The sequence below is a fragment of the Bacillus sp. SJS genome (assembly GCF_000732485.2).
Lineage (GTDB): Bacteria > Bacillota > Bacilli > Bacillales > Bacillaceae > Metabacillus_B > Metabacillus_B sediminis.
Map to the genome: position 1 here is coordinate 91,795 of NZ_JAQV02000019.1, position 20,099 is coordinate 111,893.

General features: G+C 39.7%; 18 protein-coding genes. 13 read left to right on the forward strand and 5 right to left on the reverse strand.

Annotated features, from left to right (window positions below; translation table 11 throughout):
* Nucleotides 1–56: 56 nt before the first annotated feature.
* The 4 genes from AS29_RS11035 (at nt 57) to AS29_RS11050 (ending at nt 5,738) form a co-directional block, all read left to right on the forward strand.
* Entirely contained in the window at nt 57–935 is an 879-nt protein-coding gene (locus AS29_RS11035; protein WP_035405819.1) for a DUF4007 family protein, read from the forward strand.
* Nucleotides 932–4,381 carry a hypothetical protein gene (locus AS29_RS11040; RefSeq protein WP_035405821.1) on the forward strand — a complete coding sequence of 1,150 codons (3,450 nt, stop codon included), beginning with the start codon at nt 932–934 and terminating at the stop codon, nt 4,379–4,381. Before AS29_RS11035 ends, AS29_RS11040 begins: the two co-directional genes overlap by 4 nt.
* Nucleotides 4,382–4,395: 14 nt before the next feature.
* Nucleotides 4,396–5,229 carry a hypothetical protein gene (locus tag AS29_RS11045; RefSeq protein WP_035405823.1) on the forward strand — a complete coding sequence of 278 codons (834 nt, stop codon included), beginning with the start codon at nt 4,396–4,398 and terminating at the stop codon, nt 5,227–5,229.
* Between the two features lie 104 nt (nt 5,230–5,333).
* Nucleotides 5,334–5,738, forward strand: coding sequence for a hypothetical protein (locus AS29_RS11050; protein ID WP_035405824.1), 405 nt, complete (start codon nt 5,334–5,336; stop codon nt 5,736–5,738).
* 66 nt (nt 5,739–5,804) lie between these two features.
* Here the strand turns inward: AS29_RS11050 and AS29_RS11055 are convergent, their stop codons facing one another.
* Nucleotides 5,805–5,999: a hypothetical protein gene (locus tag AS29_RS11055; RefSeq protein WP_051860597.1), complete on the reverse strand. Its 195-nt coding sequence runs from the start codon at nt 5,997–5,999 to the stop codon at nt 5,805–5,807.
* Nucleotides 6,000–6,388: 389 nt separating this feature from the next.
* The gene (locus tag AS29_RS11060) at nt 6,389–7,246 is read right to left on the reverse strand and encodes an alpha/beta fold hydrolase (RefSeq protein ID WP_035405826.1); all 858 of its coding nucleotides are present in this window, start codon (nt 7,244–7,246) and stop codon (nt 6,389–6,391) included.
* A gap of 161 nt (nt 7,247–7,407) precedes the next feature.
* Here AS29_RS11060 and AS29_RS21605 point away from each other — a divergent pair, with 161 nt between their 5' ends.
* The 5 genes from AS29_RS21605 to AS29_RS11085 all read left to right on the forward strand — a co-directional run bounded on the left by AS29_RS21605 (nt 7,408) and on the right by AS29_RS11085 (nt 12,048).
* A complete protein-coding gene (locus AS29_RS21605; protein WP_035405828.1) occupies nt 7,408–7,995 on the forward strand; it encodes a CGNR zinc finger domain-containing protein in 588 nt (195 codons plus the stop codon).
* A gap of 107 nt (nt 7,996–8,102) precedes the next feature.
* Nucleotides 8,103–8,582 (forward strand): DinB family protein, encoded by a 480-nt coding sequence (locus AS29_RS11070; RefSeq protein ID WP_035405830.1) that lies wholly within the window; start codon nt 8,103–8,105, stop codon nt 8,580–8,582.
* 211 nt (nt 8,583–8,793) lie between these two features.
* The gene (locus AS29_RS21045) at nt 8,794–9,771 is read left to right on the forward strand and encodes a hypothetical protein (protein ID WP_082883818.1); all 978 of its coding nucleotides are present in this window, start codon (nt 8,794–8,796) and stop codon (nt 9,769–9,771) included.
* 173 nt (nt 9,772–9,944) lie between these two features.
* Nucleotides 9,945–11,435, forward strand: coding sequence for a hypothetical protein (locus tag AS29_RS11080; RefSeq protein WP_156505935.1), 1,491 nt, complete (start codon nt 9,945–9,947; stop codon nt 11,433–11,435).
* 130 nt (nt 11,436–11,565) lie between these two features.
* A complete protein-coding gene (locus AS29_RS11085) occupies nt 11,566–12,048 on the forward strand; it encodes a GNAT family N-acetyltransferase (protein WP_035405834.1) in 483 nt (160 codons plus the stop codon).
* A 290-nt stretch (nt 12,049–12,338) separates the two neighbouring features.
* Here the strand turns inward: AS29_RS11085 and AS29_RS11090 are convergent, their stop codons facing one another.
* On the reverse strand, nt 12,339–12,590 hold the full coding sequence (locus AS29_RS11090; protein ID WP_331712026.1) for a winged helix-turn-helix transcriptional regulator: 252 nt from the start codon (nt 12,588–12,590) through the stop codon (nt 12,339–12,341).
* A 226-nt stretch (nt 12,591–12,816) separates the two neighbouring features.
* On the opposite strand from AS29_RS11090, the gene AS29_RS11095 reads away from it, so the two are divergent.
* Nucleotides 12,817–13,311 (forward strand): lactoylglutathione lyase family protein, encoded by a 495-nt coding sequence (locus tag AS29_RS11095; protein ID WP_035405836.1) that lies wholly within the window; start codon nt 12,817–12,819, stop codon nt 13,309–13,311.
* Nucleotides 13,312–13,796: 485 nt separating this feature from the next.
* The gene (locus AS29_RS11100) at nt 13,797–15,254 is read left to right on the forward strand and encodes an RNA-guided endonuclease InsQ/TnpB family protein (protein WP_442854529.1); all 1,458 of its coding nucleotides are present in this window, start codon (nt 13,797–13,799) and stop codon (nt 15,252–15,254) included.
* Nucleotides 15,255–15,414: 160 nt separating this feature from the next.
* Here AS29_RS11100 and AS29_RS11105 read toward each other — a convergent pair whose 3' ends face one another.
* Nucleotides 15,415–16,287 (reverse strand): RNA polymerase sigma-70 factor, encoded by an 873-nt coding sequence (locus AS29_RS11105; protein WP_035405838.1) that lies wholly within the window; start codon nt 16,285–16,287, stop codon nt 15,415–15,417.
* A 1-nt stretch (nt 16,288) separates the two neighbouring features.
* Nucleotides 16,289–17,575: a phytoene desaturase family protein gene (locus AS29_RS11110; protein ID WP_035405841.1), complete on the reverse strand. Its 1,287-nt coding sequence runs from the start codon at nt 17,573–17,575 to the stop codon at nt 16,289–16,291.
* Between the two features lie 178 nt (nt 17,576–17,753).
* Here AS29_RS11110 and AS29_RS11115 point away from each other — a divergent pair, with 178 nt between their 5' ends.
* Together AS29_RS11115 and AS29_RS11120 are read left to right on the forward strand one after the other, a co-directional pair.
* A complete protein-coding gene (locus tag AS29_RS11115) occupies nt 17,754–18,953 on the forward strand; it encodes a dicarboxylate/amino acid:cation symporter (protein WP_035405842.1) in 1,200 nt (399 codons plus the stop codon).
* 144 nt (nt 18,954–19,097) lie between these two features.
* Nucleotides 19,098–20,075, forward strand: coding sequence for a ring-cleaving dioxygenase (locus AS29_RS11120; protein ID WP_035405844.1), 978 nt, complete (start codon nt 19,098–19,100; stop codon nt 20,073–20,075).
* The last annotated feature ends 24 nt before the right edge of the window (nt 20,076–20,099 follow it).

Consider the following 20,099-nt stretch of genomic DNA (forward strand, 5'->3'; position numbering starts at 1 on the left):
TGTATTACACCCTCACTGGAATACGAGCTCCAGGAGGAAATGAAAGGAAGTTTTTTATGGGTTATGGTCAACATCAAAGTTTTTATTTAAGAGATAGATGGCTAAATAAAGCTATTAATCATCTTAGACAAGATAATAGATTCTTTTATGATAAAGAAGCCTTTGAGAAAATGGGACTTGGAAAAAATATGGTTCAATCTCTTAGGTATTGGGTTGTAGCAACGGGTGTTGTAGAAGAAGTGTTCAATGAGGAGCGTAAAAAAGTTCATTTAATTACTAAGATTGGTGAATTAGTTTATAAGTATGATAAATTTGTGAAATTTCAGGATACTGCCTCAATTCTACACTACCACTTGTGTAGACAAAAAGAGCCTAGTACTGCTTGGTACTGGTTTTTTAATGTTTTAAATGAAACGGTGATTACTAAAGAAAATTTATCTATGAAGTTTACTACCTGGGTTAGAGATTGTGAAATTAAATCCTTTTCAAATAACTCTCTAAAAAAAGACATAGATTGTCTTGTAAAGCTTTATACTGCTGGTCAAAGTAATATTGATCCAGAAGAAGTGATTCAAAGTCCTTTAAGCAAACTGACAATTATAGAAGACAAAAAAGGAATAATATACAAACGAAATTTGTCAATTTCAAAAATAGGTCTAACAGCGTTAATGTATGTACTTTTAGAATACAAATCATTAAATAACATTGAAACAGTATCAGTAGATGAATTAGTTACAGAATACGGACTATGGGGAAGAATTTATAACATGAATAGATCTACAGTGGTAACTGCCCTTAATCAATTAACATTGCACCCTATATATCCAATACATTTTACTCGAACTAACAATTTAGACTTAATTAGAATTCCCAACATAGAACCTCTGGAGTTTTTGAAAACAGAATATATTCGAAAGGTTGAAGTTTTAACATGAAAACTGCAGCCGCTACTTTTAAGACAAGCGTAAACATAAAATTCGATTTAGGAAAAAAAGAGTTTGTTGATCGCTACCTTCCAACTCCATCTCATGCAGAATCTCTACTTGGTTTATTAAGGGGATTTAATGATCCTTTAAATAATAAGCGATCACATATAATTGTAGGGCCATATGGTACAGGTAAATCTCTAGTTGCTACCATTATAGGAAATATCGCTTCTAAACGAATAGACAATAGCACTTATAAGAGTTTACTGGGTAAATTCAATAAAGTTCATGGTGATATATATCAAGAGTTACAAAAAACTAAAGATATTGAAAAAAAATATCTAACAGTTGTCCTCAACGGTAATGAAGGTCGGTTCCGTGAGGCTATACTAACGGCTATTATAAAAACAATCAACGAAAATAATATTAATATTGTTTTACCAGGTCAATATGGAAAAATAATTGATACTATTAATCTATGGGAAAATCATTATCCAAAAACTTACAAAGAATTCAAAAAGAAACTAAAGGATTCTAATAAAGATTTAAATATATGGCGTATAGCTATTATGAACCAGGATAAATATGAAGTGGATTGGTTCTTATCAATCTATCCAGATTTAACATCCGGCGCAAGTTTCACCATAGATTTTAATGAAAGTTTTATAAATCAAATAATTTCAGTGTTAGATGAATTAAACAATCAAAATCTAGGTTTATTTATAGCATATGATGAGTTTGGTCGTTTACTCCAAACATTAGAGTCACGTGATATTCATGACACAATGCAAGATCTACAGGATTTGGCTGAGCTTGCAGACCATTACAATGATAATCTTCATATTCTGCTAATAACTCATAGAAACTTACGACAATATTTTAATTTCTTGAATGAAGAGTATAAAAATGAGTTCCAAAGAATTGAAAAACGATTTAAGGTTTACAATGTAGAAAGTGACAAATCTACTTTCGTTAGGTTAGCTGATAATATAATTCAAAATTTAAAAACAAACAGCGCCCCTGATAATGCATATAAGTATGAAATTAATCAATATTTAAGGAAGTACCCATTGTTTCCAGAACTTAACCAGCAAGAAATTGAAAGGATAATAGTTGAAGGAATATATCCCTTACATCCAGTAGCATTATATCTTCTTCCTTACCTTTCGAGCAATCATGGACAAAACGAGAGAACTTTATTTACATTTCTGGAAAGTAATGAAACTGGTGGTTTGTTAAACCACTTATATAAAACAAAACAGTATTATCTAGCTGCTAACTTATTTACGTACTTTTTTCCAAACTTACATGATGTAGATACAAATAAAGATGAACTTAAAGATTTAAGAGTTTATAAATCTTTGATTTCTAAAACGCCTGAAATATTAACCGATAATAATGCTTTATCCCTTGTTAAAGTTATTACACTATGGCAATTAGCGGGCCTTCAATCAAGTAATAGATTAGATACTGATTTTCTTTGTTTTGCGTTAGACATGAGTTTGGAAAGTATCACTAAACTGTTAACAAAATTATCTTTGTTAAAAATTATCCGGTTTAATCGTGTGTTAGGTTATTGGGAGTTATTGGAAGGTAGCTCCTTCCATATCGATCAATTGATTAATGATCATGAACCACAGTTGTCGATAACAAAACAAAAACAAATGTCAGTATTAGAAAATTGTTTGCCGAAACATTTTTTCTTCGCCAATGAATATAACGATAGAAAGAGCATTACACGCTATGCAAATGTTAAATTTATAGCTAGCTCAGAAATAATAAATGATAATTCAGCCACTTTTATTGATGAAGACTTCACGAGTGATGCAACAGTTTTTTATGTCTTACTGGAGTCCTCAAATGAATTTAGTCCTGTTCTTGAAAAATTAAAGCAAGTGCAAGTGGAACCACTGTTGTTCTGTATTTCTCGCTTACCCTATACAGCAATAGAAGACCAACTTAGAGAGTATTTTATTATAAAGACACTGCTAAATAATGATGAAATTCTTAGTGAGGATAAAAACCTAAGACAAGAATTATTATTGAAAAAAGAAGACCTGAATTTTGTAATAGAAGATTTTCTATCTAAATATGTATCATATGATAGTGACACAATTTGGATGCATAAAGGTGAAATAATTGATGTTACGAGTGAAATTCTTTTAGAGAATAAATTAAGTGATATAATGTTCCATCTTTTCCCCCATACACCAGAGGTTAGAAATGATTCTTTTAATCGTAAAAGGTTGAATAATGTTCAGAAAAAAGCGGGCCAGATAGTTCTGGATCATTTAATAAACGACTATAATAAACGAAATTTGGGTATTGAAGGCCACGGACCAGATTATCTTATTTATGCAACTGTCCTTAAAAATAATAATCTCGATATTACCAATCTCAATGAAATTAAATCTAATGAATATAGCATACTGAGAACTGCATTGGTTAATCATCTAGAGCATAATACTAAAGGTACTCTCCAAGATTTTGTTAATATTATGGTGAAACCTCCATTTGGTATCAGGGAGCCGCTAATACCTATATATTTAGTATCTTTGCTAAGAGATAAATGGGACCATTTTATGTTTTATCGTAATGATTTATTTGTATCGGGGATAAATGGAGAAAAGCTATTTATGATGTTTTATGAGGCTAGAGAATATAAATATATTTATTATAATTTCAATAATGAATTTCAAAAGTTTTTTCAAATGTTAGAAAAAGAATTTGGTTCTTATGAGAATGAACTTATAAGAAACAAACCTATTGTAATCAGATTAAATAATGCTCTTCTGAGTTGGTTAAGAGGATTACCTAGGATTACACAAACTACCGTTTTTATAAATAAAGAGCTAATTACATTAAAAGATACAATTCGGCGTAGTGAGATAAATCCACAAGAGAGCCTTACAAAATTGTTTGAATTGTATAAAGATGATGCCTTTCAAAATCTATTGGAAAAAAAATCAGAATTGGAAAATCATTTTTATGCTTACAAGGATGAACTCAAAAATCAGATTCTATCCATAACTAAACAGGAAGATTTTAATAGACTTGTTATGTGGGCCGAAGTACAACCTCCTAAAGTTAAAAAGCAAAATAGTTTAGTTAAAAGTATCCTGCACTGTTTAAGTGAGGACACTTGGCTATGTGATTTTGCTTTCAATTACGTAGGTGTTGAAATAGAAGATTGGTCAGACAAAACAAAAGAGGTCTTTGAAAATCAGATTGCTTCTGATTTTAAGGCTACATTAGAACAAGATCGAGAACAGGAAAATCACCATCAGATTACTTATAATGGAAAAGTTAAAACTGTAAATAAAACTAATCTTTCAAAAAAATCTGAAACTATATATATGAATGTTGAGAGAATGATAAGAAACGCCGGCCGTAACGTCACAAAAGATGAAATAGAGTGTCTGGTATTAAAGTTAGTTGATGAATTTATAGAGTAGGAGTTGAACATATAATGGAAAGAAAACCTGTCCATGTAGCAATGTTCAGTGGTGGCGCTTCTAGTGCATATATAGCTTATAATATGGTCCAAGCATACGGTAAAGAAAACAGTATTCTATTCTTTACAAATACTTTATGGGAAGATGATGATAACTATAGATTTATGGATGAGGTCGCTGATTATATCGGCCTTGAAATTACCGAACGCGTCGATGGAAGAACACCCGAAGAAGTTTTTTATGATTATCGTTTTTTGGGGAATTCTAGATTAGCAAAGTGTTCAGAAGAGTTGAAGGTTTATCAAACAATTGTTTTTCTCGAAGAACTGAGGGATGTTCATAATCTCGAACCAATTCTTTACTTTGGAATTGGGCCTCACGAATCTCATCGAGCAGTTAATCTTAAAGAGTTTTATGAACATCGACCAGTGGAACCTATACAAACACGATTCCCAATGATTGATACTTTTAAAGCAGATATAGATGTAAAATCAATTATCGAGAATGAATGGGGAATAAAGCTACCTAGAATGTATACTATTGCAGAAAAAATGAAACCAGAGCTTGGGATAAAAGGTTTTTCACATGCCAATTGCGGAGGAAGGTGCGTAAGAGGTGGTTTTCAGCATTATGCTTTACTTTATGCAGTCTGGCCAGATAAATATGCAGAACAAGAGGAAATGGAAGAAAACTTTAGAAAGCATTTTGAAAAGAATGTGTCAATTTTGAAAAAAGATAGCAAACCTTATACTTTAAGGGAATACCGTGAGCGTATGGAATTAGAGGGCTATGATCAATTTCTACAAAAAAGTGATGATACTGTTCCATGTGTTTGTTCATTTTCATAAACGTATTTAAATTTGACGGGGCTATATATGCTACGTCTTTTTTTTGAATCATGCAGCTGATTTTGGTAATAATATGGGACAAGCGTTGATTGAGGTGATCAATATTGTTAATCATAAAAAGTGGCTGCAATTTAGTTAAGGGGCAAAAAATAAAAGTTTACAGAAATTTGCATTTAAATGTTTTTTCAATTCAAGATGCTTCCACAAGAAAAGTGATAGGTTATGGACAAGGAATTTTATTAAAAAGCGTAAAGATGATTGTAGGTAAGGCTGGCAGAAATAAGGTAAAGAATACTAATAATAGAAACGTACACGCTTATATTGTAGGTACTTTCGAAGGCTTGATGAAACAGAACGAAGAGTATTATGAGGAAGTCACTTATAATCCCTATTTTCTCGAAAATTTTGTTATAAAGAAAACAGGAGAACCCATATACTACTCTATTGAGTGTTTGTGTATTAACAATAAATGTTTTATCAGATCTTTGAATAGTAAGTTGAAAAAATGATTAAATAATTAGTGCCTAATATAATTCCATATCACAATCGAAAAAATTTAAAATATTTTATAATCCTTACATTTTATTTGTTAATTCCAACCGAAAAAATCTCTCCTCAAACCCGTCGCGCTTTTCCGCTTTTTCCTGGAGGATCTTTTTGACTTCGGCAAGACTCGAGGCGTGCACCTCCGCAAAGGGCTTAAAGATTTTCATTAGGTCTGCAAGTTCTTCGATCGCCTCTGCGTTTGTTTCGGCTGCCATGTAATTCATTGATGTATTCCTCGTTTTCCATTATCCGGGTTTCAAAAGACTTGCCGGTTGCTTGGATGATTTGGGGGATGTTGTCGCGAACGAGTTTGTTGTATACAGGCATAGAGTGATTCCTCCGTTTTGGTTGTTCCTTTTATTTTACCATTATCATGTCCCGTCATTGCAACGTACTCTTTTTCTTATAGCTGTGTTGAAGCGCAGTGTTTATTTTGATGCGAACGGCTGATGCGGAAATTTAAATCATTTTTGGTGGTGGCGGCGAGGTGGAATAAGCTCCCTAAAAATAGACTGACCGAATGAAAAAAAGACAGTATAAGCACTCCGTTTTTCGGTTTGCTGGACTGTCTTTTTTCTATGCATGGACCATTCTCTTTGTACTCAACCCGTTATTATTTTACTTTTTTTAGAAATTTGTGAATTAGCTCACTGATCTCTGTAGCATGTGTTTCAAGTGCAAAATGTCCAGTATCAAGTAAATGAACTTCTGCAGTGGGGATGTCGCGCTTATAAGCCTCGGCTCCAGCAGGAAGAAAGGCAGGATCATTTTTACCCCATACGGCTAAAAGTTTAGGTTGGAACTTACGAAAATAAGCCTGAAAGTCAGGATAACGTTCAACATTTGAGCTATAGTCAAGAATTAAGTCCAGTTGGATTTCTTCGGCTTCTGGGCGAGACATGTAAGCTATGTCCAAGGAATACCCGTCTGGTGAAACAAGACTGGCTTCAGTTCCATGTAGATACTGAAAATTTTTAATGGTTTCGGGGGTCAAAGAATCTCGGCAGGCTTCACGGTTTTCAGGTGTTGGAGAGTACCAGTAATTCTCCCATGTTCCCCATGCGTCACTAAATCCCTCCATATAAGCGTTGCCATTCTGACTGATAATTGCTTGAACTCTTTCCGGGTGAGCTGCTGCCAAACGATAGCCAACAGGTGCACCGTAATCAAACACATAAAGGATATAATGCTTTAGAGCTAATGCTTCAGTAAAACCTTCAATTACTTTGAACAGATTTTCAAATGTGAAGTTAAATTGACTGCGCTGTGGAGTTATTGTTTGGCCGAACCCGGGAAGATCAGGGGCAATGACACGATATTGTTCTGCCAGCTTAGGAATAAGGTCCCGAAACATATGACTTGAAGATGGGAATCCGTGTAATAATAAAATTACTTGACCGTTCTTAGGTCCAGCTTCACGATAAAAAACTTCAACATCCCCGACTTTTTGTTTATGATAACTGATTTTCAATTTTTACATCTCCTTTAAAATTTTTATTATAACTCCAGAAAAACGATTTATTATAACCTCTAAAAATAAAATTTAGCGGTTATGCAACTCTATATTACTACTCGCTTTATAACTTGTAAACGTATTTTTTAAAGGTTATAATTGAATGGAGGTGAAACATATTGAACAAATCACTATTTTTATTAGGTGGAGCAGGGTGGATAAACTTGGTAAATACGGAATATATATCCGAAAACCAAACCATTGATATCCTGATCGAGCCATCCAAAACTCTTCAGTGGCTTGAAGATAATAAATTATTTCGGAAGTCAGATTTTCAGGCATTAAAAAATGTAGAAATCCATAATTCTCTAACAGAGGAACTCAAATCACTACGTGACCTGAGCAAAATGATTTTAGGTGATTTAGAAAAACAAGGAAAACTTTCTTTAAATCTCACGGAGCAATTAAAAAGGCTTACCAAACAAATTAAGGTAAGCCTATCTATCGATTCAGAGTTTGACAAATTGACATTGGTCTTTGAAGGATTAACGACCATAGAACACGTGCAATATACTATCATCCAATCAATTATTCAAACGCTAAATTCAACCCCTGCACATCGAGTTAGGAAATGCGAACACCAGGAATGTCAACTCTATTTTGTCGATACTTCAAAATCAGGAAAAAGGCGTTGGTGTAGCATGGAATTATGCGGTAATCGCCAAAAAGCAGCCGATTTTTATGCAAGGAAAAAGAAAAGGGAATAAGTACTTTAAAAAGACTTCTGCAAAGCAAATTCTTTGGTTTAACTATGAATCTACTATTATTTTGTCCTTTTTGGTAAAATAATCAAAAAGGGCAGGAGCTGATCACAATGGAACACTTCCTATTCAAGCAGCTGGCGTTTGTGAGAAACCAAACATTGATGCAGCTGGAAGGCGTGACAGAGGATATGGCTGATCGTATTCCGGATGGGTTCAGGAACTCGATCCGCTGGAATGCGGGACATGTGTATGTTGTATTGGAGCGGTTTGCTTTTTCATACATAGGTCTTCCGCAAGTATTGCCTAATGGGTTTAAAGAGCAGTTTGAGTACGGATCCACCCCGTTAAACGGGCATTCTTTTCCGGTCCCGGTGCTTGATGAGCTAAAGGTTCTCATGGAAATGCAGCAATCCCGGATTCGGGAATCGCTGTCTGGCCGCCTGGAGGAAAAGGTTTCTGCTCCGTATACGACTTCTGCCGGAATGACGCTTGAGACGGTCGAACAATTCCTCACCTTCAGCTTGTATCATGAGGGAATGCACTTTAATACGATTAAACTTTATAAGATGATGCTCTCCCGTCAGCAGTGAAAAGCCACTTTTTCGAGTGGTTTTTTTTGTGGGGTTTGTTTTAAAAGAAACGGACCTCGACTTGTTGAGATCTTGAAACAGATCAATATATTTTAGACTTGCTTGTTTTTCCTCCTAGTATTGTGTTGTATAATAATGTAAAAAAATATTCCTGCTAATTTTTAATTTTAAAAATAGATATTAGATTTAAGTCACTATGTTATTAAGGGGGATGGATGTTATTTACCAGAATGTTTTTCATTACTACAGGGGGCAAACTAAAAACAAAGATGAAGGAACGAAAATCTTACAAATAGAAAACAATGTAACAAAGGCCATGTTAAACGTGTTGCAGCATTCGAATCCAAGTTTAACTATCAACTTTGCTAAGTGGTTAGGCTTTAATGCGGTTAAAATGAGAAATTTTGAATATCGATATCAAGTAAAAGGATGCTTAACAAACAAGACCCCCTATGCTGCAATAATTGGTATAGCAGAAAGCAAAGTGATTAAAAAGGGGAAAATAACCTCCTCTAATATTCCGGATGCAGCAATACTCTCAGAAGAAATTTCCTTACTGATTGAAAATAAGATTGGATACAATTCTTTTTTACTGAAAGAACAATTAGATGGACACAAGAAAAATTTCGCTCCTCAACAATATGTAAATAATGAACCCATCCTTCTGAGTTGGAAAGAAGTAAGAAATTTTTTTAAGGCCAATCAAACAGTTTACAAAGAAAATGGAGATGCTTTAACTGTGTTCCTGCTGACCCAATTTGAAGAATTCTGCATAATTAACGGAATTGGTGACAGACAACGGTCTAAAGATTACTTTTTTCTTCATTTTGAAAAAGAAAAGGCTAGAAAATTAGCTGAAGAAGTTGATTTATATATTGTGAATAATCCTAATTTTAATAGTGAGGATGCTGGAACGAAGGATGGGATAGGATATAAAAAAGTGGGATCAACTAAATTTGCAACTTTAACTACTGCTAGACAAAGATGTTTAATCCTACATATTGGAGCACCTAATCAAAGACTTGGACTTAAAATTCAAGAGAAAATAGATGAAATGTTAAAAAGAGGTTTCGATCGTAAGGCCTATGAGATTGATAAATATCCTCATGAAGCTTACATACGACTGGAGTGGGTTACAGACATTAATCAAATCTATCCTTTTATTGATTATGCCTACAAGCATAGATAATAACTAAAAGCTAGATTTATAATTAAGTGGTAGATAATTATGCACAAGTGTATAAGAAACTAAAACTTCCGCCAATCCCCCCGACAACAAGCCCTGTCCCTTCCACCATCCATTCATAAGCTAACCATAGCAATAGAATGATGGGGCCGGTTCGGTCACATGGGAAAGGGAGAATGCATTTGTTTACAGGCGGGTTTCGGAAGATTACTCCGATCAATGGGTTTTCGCCGGAGGTTTCGGATGCGAGGCAGAATGATTATGCCTGGGCGGTGGATGAGCTGGGCGAGTATTTGTATGTAGGGACGGGACGGAATATCCCGAATTTGGCGTTTGAGGGTCTGGGGCTGCCGATTCCGAAGGCGTTTTTGCCGAATGATGATTACCGGGCGGAGATCTGGCGGATTCGGAAGGATGGGACGTCGGATTGGGAGTTTGATTTTAAAACGGCAGAGACGTCGTTTGGGTTCCGGTTCATGATTCAGTATCCGAGGGGAGCAGCGGATGCGAAGCTTTATACGGCGGCGACTTCGCCTGATGGAAGCCTTGCTGTCATTTATAAAAGGACGAAAGAGACGTCGTGGGTGGCGTTCGCAGGTTTGGAAGGCGGGACGTCCCGGTCGATGGAGGAGCATTTGGGCCGTCTTTATGTGGCGACGGTTCCGCTTACGTCTACTGATGAGATTCCGAGGCTGTTTCTTTTGAATGAGAGTGAATCGGGGTTTGACCGGATTTCCCTGCCGCCGGAAATTACCGGTGAAATCACGAGTATGATCAGCTTCAACGGCCGTCTTTATCTCGGATTGTCCAAGCAGGGCGGCTTTGATGTGTGGAGGACGGTTGGTTCCGATCCGTCTTCCGGCTGGCAGCTTGTCGTTGATCAGGGAGCCGGTGATGCAATCAACGTCGTTGCCTTTGATATGACGATTTACGATGAGGCCATCTATCTTGGCACAGGCATGATTCCGTTCCTCCCGCTTCTCAATGGTTCAACGGTCATCACGAAGGGCTTTGACATCATACGGATCGAACCGGATGACAGCTGGAGAGTGATTGTCGGAGGCATTGCGAAGGAAGCGACTGATCCTGTCACCGGCAGGCGGAACCTAGCCCTTTATCCTTCCGGCTTCGGCAATCCTTTCAACGCCTACTGCTGGCAGATCCAGAGCTATGACGGGATGATTTATGCCGGCTCCTTTGACTGGACGGTGGTTATTCCTCCTGCGATTCAGTCTTTGCTTGAAGCGCTATTCGGCGGACAGGAAACCCCGCTGCTTCTCGAGCCTGGAATGATGGAAGACATGGTCCTCTCCTTCCTCAAGGCGAAAGAACTGATTTCAAATCCATTCTTCGGATTTGACCTTTGGAAATCGAACAATGCCAAGGTCTGGACACCGATTACATTCAACGGCCTCGGCAATCCGAAGAACTACGGAGTGCGCAATCTTTTTCCTTCCGTGGATGGAAGCCTGTATCTTGGAACGGCTAATCCGTTTCAGGGCTGCGAGGTTTGGATCAAAGAGGAAGAGGACGGGCTGGAGCCGGAAGTTGAGGCAGAACCGGAAGTGCAGAGGGAACCCGATCTTCGGAAGGTTATGAATGGGTTTGTTAGGAGCCTGAGTAACCTGGAGAATCATTTTCAAAGGAAAACGAAAAGGAAGTACTGAAATAATAAAGCATCAGCTGCGAGTATTTACTCGCAGTTTTTTTTGATTCCAGAAGCTGTTGAATAAAGAAAAAGGACAGGCCAGAGGGTCTGTCCTTTTTGTATAATAAGGTAAAAAGGGGGAAATACATATGCATCTCAACATTCGGCCTTCACAAAAGAAAGACATGCAGCAGCTGATGGAGCTGGATCGGCTGATCTGGAACAGCACGAATACGCCCGCTTTGCTGCAGTGGGATTCCGTAGAGGATTACGAAAAATCGTACCCGGAGGGAGAGCAAACGGTAGCGGCAGAAGGAGACCGGATCGCTGGATACATAAGCTTTAAGCATCCTTTCGATGTGCCTTCCAACCGGCACGTGTTCGATATGGCGATCGGGATTCATCCGGATTATCAAGGCCAAAAAGTGGGCAGCCGGCTCTTGGAATACTTGAAGCAGACCGCCCGAGAGCAGGGGGTACGGAAAATTTCGCTCAGAGTTCTCTCTACAAACGAAAAGGCAATCGCTTTCTACAAAGCCATCGGATTTAAAGAAGAAGGGCGGCTCCACGAGGAGTTTTTTCTGGATGGGAAGTATGTGGATGATTTGCTGCTGTATAAGATGGTGGATTGATTTGGGAGGAGAACAGAGAGTTTATAAGTTTAACCGGACGGCCTGTTCAACGGAATTTCCAGTTTTAAGAGGTGTAAAATGAAAATCGAATTTCTCTAATTGATTCAGCATCCTCTTAACCTCTGTATATTTCCTCTCTAAATATACAAAAAAAAATGCCGGCAACTTCCTTGTAAAAAGGATTTGTCGCCAGTCTTAACCCACAAGACCTTTGTGGGTTTTTTACAATATTCTTCTTAAGTAGTTATATTATTTATTTTTAAGCTAAAATCTTATGATAAATTTCTTATTCAGAAATCCTCGCTATGTTCAATCCCCCACGTGTGCATAAGTTCCAATATAGGCATTAAAGAGTTTCCATTTTCAGTTAAAGAATATTCCACTTTAGGTGGGACCGTATTGTACTGAGTCCGGTCGATTAGATCATCTTCTTCAAGCTGCTTGAGCTGCTCAGTCATTACTTTATGGCTTACGCCAGGTAGCAGCTTGCGTATATCACTATATCTTAAAGTACCGTCTGTACCTAAATGCCACAGGATCACTGTTTACCATTTGTTTCCTATTTTGTTTAATGTATATTCAATCGAGCATTTTAATTTTCCGGTATGATCGACTTTAGTGTCCATTCGCATTTCATTCCTCTCTTACTTTTAGGTTAGTTTCTCACAAAAAAGTGCGTTCTTCCGTTAATAAAAATCCTGAAATATACTAGTCATGTGTTCAATTGTACACACCAATAATATATAAAAAAGCGGAGGAATGAAACTTATGTTCACATACCCTAAAACATTTTCTCATATTGGTCTCTCAGTACCTAATTTAGATAAAGCAATTAAATTTTATACAGATGTGTTTGGATGGTACGTTATTATGGAGCCTTCAGATGTAGAAAATGATGATACACCGATCGGTCAAATGTGCCGGGATGTATTTGGAGACGATTGGGAAAAATTTAGAATTGCTCACTTAGCTACCGGAGATAAAATTGGAGTAGAGATGTTTGAGTTCCCGGATAATGAAACACCTGAAAACAACTTTGAATATAAGAAAACGGGCATTTTCCATTTCTGTATTCAAGATCCAGACATTGAGGGACTTGTAGGAAAAATTAAACAACATGGCGGTAAGCAGCGTATGCCTATTCGAGAATATTATCCAGGTGAAAAACCATATAAAATGGTTTACGTTGAAGATCCGTTCGGTAATATTTTTGAAATTTACACTCATAGCTATGAATTAACGTATTCTCAAGGAGCTTATTGATAGTTAATCTTTCTCCACTAGCTAAAGTAGTATAATTGATAAGGCCTTTCCGGTGGGAAAGGCCTTTCATTTTGTGATTTTAAGAGTGTTTTGGTGGAGGATCTGCATGGACAATTTTGTAAGGCCTCTCATCGTTGTCCACTGTACTTCATGCTTTTCTTTGGCATCCGCGAATACGCGCCCTCACCCAATAGATAAATAAAAGAAAAATCCAGTGTGCTCTCTATTTTTCATACTAAATGATCTTTCGATTGCGATTCATATGAGTATTTTTTGACAGCATCCTCTTCACCAAAAAAACTGGCGGCAACTTCCTTGTCGCCAGTTTGAGAGCAGCCAGGCGGGTGCTCTATCATCTCAGCCCAGAGGACTCCTTCCTCAAAAATTCGAGTGAATTTTAGGTGGGAGGTGAATGGGCGGTCTTACGACTAGTCTTTTTGGCCCCTTTTTGGTATGATAAAGAGAAGGAACGTACGTTTGGTGTGATGAAGAGAATGGCTGATATCAAAAGATATACTACGATGCAAATATGGGTAAAAAAAGGGTATCGGATGCATTCATATTTTAATGAGATGTGTACAAATTCAAAGAACCTGTACAACACCACGAACTTTTATATCCGTCAGGTTTACACCGGTTTGACCCAAACGAAGGCATTACAACCACTCCAAATAGAGGTATTAGAAGCTATCAAGAAGCACTTACCACATATGAATAAGACCCAACTTCTAGCTTATGAGAAAAAGAGAAGCAAAGAAGAAACAAAGCCGTTGGACCAGCAAAAAGATATAAAATGTAATTTGTTTACTGAGCCATCGAACGAAAAACCGTATGTCAACTATCATTTCTTGGATGGTTTTTTTAAAGCTGCCGTTCAACCGGATTATCGTTCCCTCCCTACCCAATCCAGTCAAGGGGTGATGAAGACCGTTTTTCAAAACTGGAAGTCTTTTTATGCCAGTTTACGAGAATATAAGGCCCATCCTGGTAAATTTAAATCCAAACCAAAAATACCTGGATACAGCCGGGGGAAAGAGAAAGAAATTTCGTTTTCCAATCAGGATTGCGTCATCAAAGAGAACCGGTATGTCAAATTCCCAAAAACGAAAGAGCGACTGAACATTGGGAAAATGGGTTTTTCCGAAGGGAAACTTAAACAAATACGGGTCATTCCCAAGCATGGTCACTATGTGGTGGAAATGGTTTTCGAAATTCCCTCACAAGTGAAAATGAGAGAATCGAAGAATCGAATCATGGGCATTGATTTAGGAATTGATAATCTAGCAACCATCGTCACCACCACAGGTCGTAGACCTGTTTTAGTGAAGGGCAAAAACATCAAATCCGTCAATCAACGATTCAACCAACTAAAAGCCTATTATGTGGGTATTCTTCGTCAGGGTAAACATCCAAGAGAAGGTTCCTTCACTTCTCAACGTTTAGAAAAGATTCATCAAAAACGATTCAAGCAAATCAAAGATTTGTTTCATAAAGCGAGTCATCAAATGATAAAAATTGCTTTAGAAGAAGATGTGGATACCATTGTCATCGGTCAAAACAAAGACTGGAAACAAAACTTAGACTTAGGTAAGCGAAACAACCAGTCTTTCACCACAATTCCGCACTCTCTTTTAATAAAAATGATGACATACAAGGCGGAAAGGCATGGTATACACGTTCTTCTTACAGAAGAATCCTATACATCAAAAGCCAGTTTCCTGGATAATGACCTTCTACCTGTATTTGGTCAGAACGATGTCAAACGCTCCTTCTCAGGGAAGCGTATGAAGCGTGGGCTTTACCGTTCGAAGAATGGGACACTCCTCAATGCAGATGTAAATGGGGCAGCCAACATCATAAGGAAAGTGTTTGCAAATTCCTTTATCGAGCCCTCCTCACCTGCCGCATCCTTCATGCAGCCACAAACATTTGTCTTAAAATAAAAGCAATCCCAAAGGTTCAACCGATGGGATAGAGGGGTTGGGTGTTTTCAGCACACCAATGTGTCAACTCCACTGGTGGTTAATCGTCATTTTAAAGTCGATACCTCAGAAACCCCCACTTCAAATTTCGGTAGAAATTAAGTGGTGGGAGTATTCATGATCAAGTAATATGAGTGAGCTTCTCTGGGTTCAAGACGGAGTAAATCGTTTTGATTTTGTTCTCCTCGATGTGAAGGGAGAGGACCGCGTACGCGTGCTTCCCCGCGTATAGAATGAGTCCTGGATCTCCGTTTACGTAAGTGATGGTAAAGGTCATATCCTGAGGGAACTTTGACAATATCCCCATGTAAAAGCGGACGATGCGTTCCGCTCCAAGGATTGGGAAGATGGCTGCTTTCACTTTTCCTCCACCGTCCGTTAAGAGGGAAGCGTCTGCAGCCAGGAGGCTGAGAATTTTGCTTGTATCTCCTGAAGCGAGGGCTCCAAAAAACTGTTCGGCGAGCCATTTCCCCTTTTGATTCATTTTGGGTTCTTCCTCCGGAGGGCTGATGCGCCTTTTTGCCCGTGAGAATATTTGCCTGCAATTGGTGCTGCTCTTGCCGACGATTTCTGCTATCTCCTCGTAGCTGTATTGCAGCACTTCTTTCAGGATAAAGACCGCACGTTCCGTTTCGGATAATTGCTGAAGCAGCAGCAAATAGGCCATGGATACCGATTCTTTTAAGAAGACTTGGCCGGCCGGATCGCCGTTTGGATGGTTTTCGGTAATCAGCGGTTCAGGCAGCCACGTTCCTGTATACTGCTCCCGTTTTCTCGAAGCAGATTTTAGACGGTCGATACAGCGGTTTGTCACCATTTTGCATAGATAGGCTTTCTTGTTTTGAATGTCTTCTGTCTCTGTTTCATTGAATGTGATGAACACATCCTGAAGGAGATCCTCCGTATCCTGTACACTGCCGAGCATTCGGTATGCCAAAGAGAAAAGCAGGGGGTGGTGAGCGGTGAAAAGCAATTCGGATTCATTCGGACTCACATTATGCCTCCTTTAACATTCCAGGGTTTGCACACTTTTGAATCATCAAGGCTGACGCTCTTTTCGCGCTTGCGAATGCGGCATCTGCAAGTAATTCGCTGCGGCCGGCTCCATCTCCTGCAATGTAAAGTCCTGGGATATCCGGGACCGCTGGACCGAGGGAAAGATAGCCATTCAGTGCACAGGAACCGTTCGAGATCGTCATGTGAGGTAAGTACTGATAGCCTTCCAGTTCCTTTCTCCAGCATGGCTGCATCAATTCCAGGAAATTCTCGAGCTCTCTTTGATCAGCCTGGGCGTTTGAGGTTATGTCCGTCCCCAAGTACTTGATGAGGCTGATCACGGAGGAGCCATTATCGCTTAATTTTGCGGCCCTTGATTGATTGGTGAACAGGATCGGCTGGTCGATGCCGATGGCAAATTGCTCGTTCGGTTTTGGGAGCTGACGGAGTGAAACGTCGAGACAGGCCGCATAAATTGGTTTGACGCGCTGCCTCCATGTATCTAATGAGGTTCCAGCCGCTCCTTCTATCAGAGAGAAGGTTTGTTCAGGGCTTGCTGTTGAAAGAACCATTGGAACCTCGATTCTGTCCCCGTTTTTTAAAGTAATCACAAACCCTGATTCTTTCTTGATCGAAAAAGCGGATTGATGAACGATGTCTGCACCGAAATCTATGGCTCTTTGCTTTAAAAGATCGATCATGGATTGCCAGCCGCCGTTGATATAGAATACCCCATTCATCCCCCTCTGCACTTGATCGAGCACAATCGCCGCCTGCTGATTTTCGGGTTCGATGCAATACGTTGAGGTTCTGCATAGTGCGTAAAAAGCATGCCGGACCATGGGATCGTTCATTTCAGACTCAGCCCAATCCCGTAAGCTCTTCTCTCCGATTGATGCAGGCTGTAGATTCTTCAGCTTTCTCATTACCTTTCCGAGCTCGATCTTACCGGATAGCGATAAAAGTTTTGTGGATAGGAGGGAAGGGAGGCTCGCGGGAAGCGAGAAGAGCGACCCGTTCCAAATAGCTCTCCCCTTCGCATCAGGTACACCGCCCGACAGTTCAATCCCCAGTTCATCTAATACCGCTTCCGCTGCTCCGCCTTTATAGAGAGCATGGCCTCCGATATTGAAATAGGCGCCATTCTTCTTGACGGTTTTTGCCCGACCCCCTAGTGTTTTTCCTTTTTCAATCACCACCGTTGATATCCCGGCCTTTGCCAAATAAACTGCCGCCGTCAATCCAGAAATTCCTCCGCCAATGATTGCTGCTTCATATTTTTTCATCAGATATTCCCTCTTTCTGTTTTTAGTAACAAGACGAAGAGGGGAGGTGTTCTGTGACAAATTAAGAAAAAAATGTATCCGGAAAGGGTAAACTACCTCAAGTAATATGAGTTGGTTCATTCGGAAATTTATTATATAGTAAATCAATAAATTAACTCGGGATAGGGAGTGACACCACTTGAAATTATCAACGAAAATCTTAGCAGGCCTTATTTTAGGTATTGTGGCAGGAGCTCTATTACAGGCAATCGCACCCGGTCAAGTGGGAACGATTGATCGTTATATTCTGTCACCTATTGGACAGGCTTTTATACGGATTATTCAATTTATCGTCGTACCCGTTGTTTTCACATCCTTAATCATCGGACTGACAAGCCTTCAGGGAACAGGAAAGATTGGTTCCTATATAATCAGGCTTTTGCCCTTATACATCGTGACTAGCTCGGTAGCGCTTGCCGTGGGGATGATTACGGCAGCGATTTTGCAGCCGGGATCCGGTGTTTCCATTTCAAATATGGGAGAGGGATCGAAGACTCAAAAGGGACAATCCCTGGTAGAGTGGCTTGTCAGCATTGTCCCGACCAATCCGTTTGAAGCCTTGAGCACCGCTAATTTGCTGCAGGTCATCATATCGGCCGTGCTGATCGGCGTGGCCATGAACCTGGTAAAAGATAAAGCGAAGCCGTTTCTTTCCTTGATTGAAAGCATCTATGCCATCGTGGACCGGATTCTGCAGCTGATCCTAAAAGCAGCGCCGATTGGGGTTTTTGCCTTAATGGCATCTGTCGTTGCTTCACAGGGCTTTGGAATTTTGAACAAGCTTCTGCTGTATATTGCGGGACTGCTTCTGGCCATTGCAGTGATGACGGCCATCTATTATGTATTCCTGCTAATCGTTGGCGCTAAGCCAAATCATTTCTTTAAAAGTTTTTTCCCATCCTTTTCTCTCGCATTTGGAACAGCGAGCTCCAACGCGGCACTGCCCGTATCCATGGACAACGCAAAAAGCCGCTATGGGATGAATCATGGCGTGGCAAGCTTCGCGCTGCCATTTGGAACAGCCGTGAAACGGGATGGAGCGGCCATTCTCCAGGGGTTCAATGCCCTGTTTATCGCCCAGTTCTTCGATGTTCCCATTACGGCTTCATTAATTACGGCAGTATTTATCAGTGCCCTGCTTGTCTCCTTCAGTACGGCAGGAGTGCCAGGTGCCGGAATTATCATGATGACGACCGTATTATCAGCGGCGGGACTGCCACTTGAAGGAATAGCGATTGTCGCAGGAGTCGACAGATTAACGGATGGATTCAGAACCGCTCTCAATGTCATCGGAAGCACCGCGAATGCTACGGTAATTAACCGGTGGGAGAAAGAATAGTTTGTTAACCAGAGGATTCCTTAGATATGAGGAATCCTCTATTTAATTTAAGCAACTTGGAAATAAACACCGTTCTTGACTTGCTGAGTATTACATGATAAATTTATCTCGAATCCAAGATATTTTCATAAGGAGCTGTGGACCATGAACCACCTTAAAGGCATCCACCACGTAACCGCAATTACGAGCAGCGCTGAAAAGAACTATGAGTTTTTCACATATGTATTGGGAATGAGACTGATTAAGAAGACGGTGAATCAGGATGATATCCAGACGTATCATCTGTTTTTCGCGGATGATAAGGGAAGTGCGGGAACAGATATGACGTTCTTTGATTTTCCGGGCATCCAGAAGGGTGTGCACGGAACGAACGAGATATCCAAGACGTCGTTCCGCGTGCCGACCGATGCAGCGCTTGACTACTGGGTGAAGCGATTTGACCGTTTGGACGTCAAGCATGAGGGGATTACGGAGCAATTCGGGAAAAAGACGCTCTCATTTGCTGATTTTGATGATCAAAAGTATCAGCTCATTTCTGATGAGCGCAACGAAGGAATCGAATCCGGTACACCTTGGCAAAAAGGGCCGGTTCCACTGGAATATGCGATCACAGGGCTCGGACCGATTTTCGTCCGGATCGGGAATTTTGATTTCTTCAAGCAGATGCTTGAGAAAGTTCTTCTATTTAAAGAAACGGCACAGGAAGAATCGTTCCACTTGTTTGAAGTCGGAAAGGGCGGAAACGGAGCTCAGGTCATCGTTGAGGATAACCCGGATCTTCCGGAAGCGGTCCAAGGGTTTGGAACCGTTCACCATGCCGCGTTCCGCGTGGAAGACCGCACTGTCCTGGATGAATGGACAGACAGGCTCTCAAGCTTCCGTCTTCCAAACTCCGGTTATGTGAACCGCCACTTTTTTGAATCCCTGTATGCAAGAGTCGCTCCGCAAATCCTGTTTGAATTCGCGACAGACGGACCAGGCTTCATGGGGGACGAACCGTATGAAACGCTCGGTGAGAAATTGTCGCTCCCTCCATTCCTTGAGCCGAAGCGTGAGGAGATTGAAGGGTTGGTGCGGCCGATTGATACGGTGAGGAGCACGAGGGAGTTTGTGAAGGAATAGGTTTAATCTGATGAAAGGATGGTG

Excerpts from the sequence above, each read along its gene's own strand:
- AS29_RS11035 (WP_035405819.1), top strand. The coding sequence starts at position 57 with ATGGGTTATGGTCAACATCAAAGTTTTTATTTAAGAGATAGATGGCTA.
- AS29_RS11040 (WP_035405821.1), top strand. The coding sequence starts at position 932 with ATGAAAACTGCAGCCGCTACTTTTAAGACAAGCGTAAACATAAAATTC.
- AS29_RS11045 (WP_035405823.1), top strand. The coding sequence starts at position 4,396 with ATGGAAAGAAAACCTGTCCATGTAGCAATGTTCAGTGGTGGCGCTTCT.
- AS29_RS11055 (WP_051860597.1), bottom strand. The coding sequence starts at position 5,999 with ATGAATTACATGGCAGCCGAAACAAACGCAGAGGCGATCGAAGAACTT.
- AS29_RS11070 (WP_035405830.1), top strand. The coding sequence starts at position 8,103 with ATGGAACACTTCCTATTCAAGCAGCTGGCGTTTGTGAGAAACCAAACA.
- AS29_RS21045 (WP_082883818.1), top strand. The coding sequence starts at position 8,794 with ATGGATGTTATTTACCAGAATGTTTTTCATTACTACAGGGGGCAAACT.
- AS29_RS11080 (WP_156505935.1), top strand. The coding sequence starts at position 9,945 with ATGCATTTGTTTACAGGCGGGTTTCGGAAGATTACTCCGATCAATGGG.
- AS29_RS11085 (WP_035405834.1), top strand. The coding sequence starts at position 11,566 with ATGCATCTCAACATTCGGCCTTCACAAAAGAAAGACATGCAGCAGCTG.
- AS29_RS11095 (WP_035405836.1), top strand. The coding sequence starts at position 12,817 with ATGTTCACATACCCTAAAACATTTTCTCATATTGGTCTCTCAGTACCT.
- AS29_RS11100 (WP_442854529.1), top strand. The coding sequence starts at position 13,797 with ATGAAGAGAATGGCTGATATCAAAAGATATACTACGATGCAAATATGG.
- AS29_RS11110 (WP_035405841.1), bottom strand. The coding sequence starts at position 17,575 with ATGAAAAAATATGAAGCAGCAATCATTGGCGGAGGAATTTCTGGATTG.
- AS29_RS11120 (WP_035405844.1), top strand. The coding sequence starts at position 19,098 with ATGAACCACCTTAAAGGCATCCACCACGTAACCGCAATTACGAGCAGC.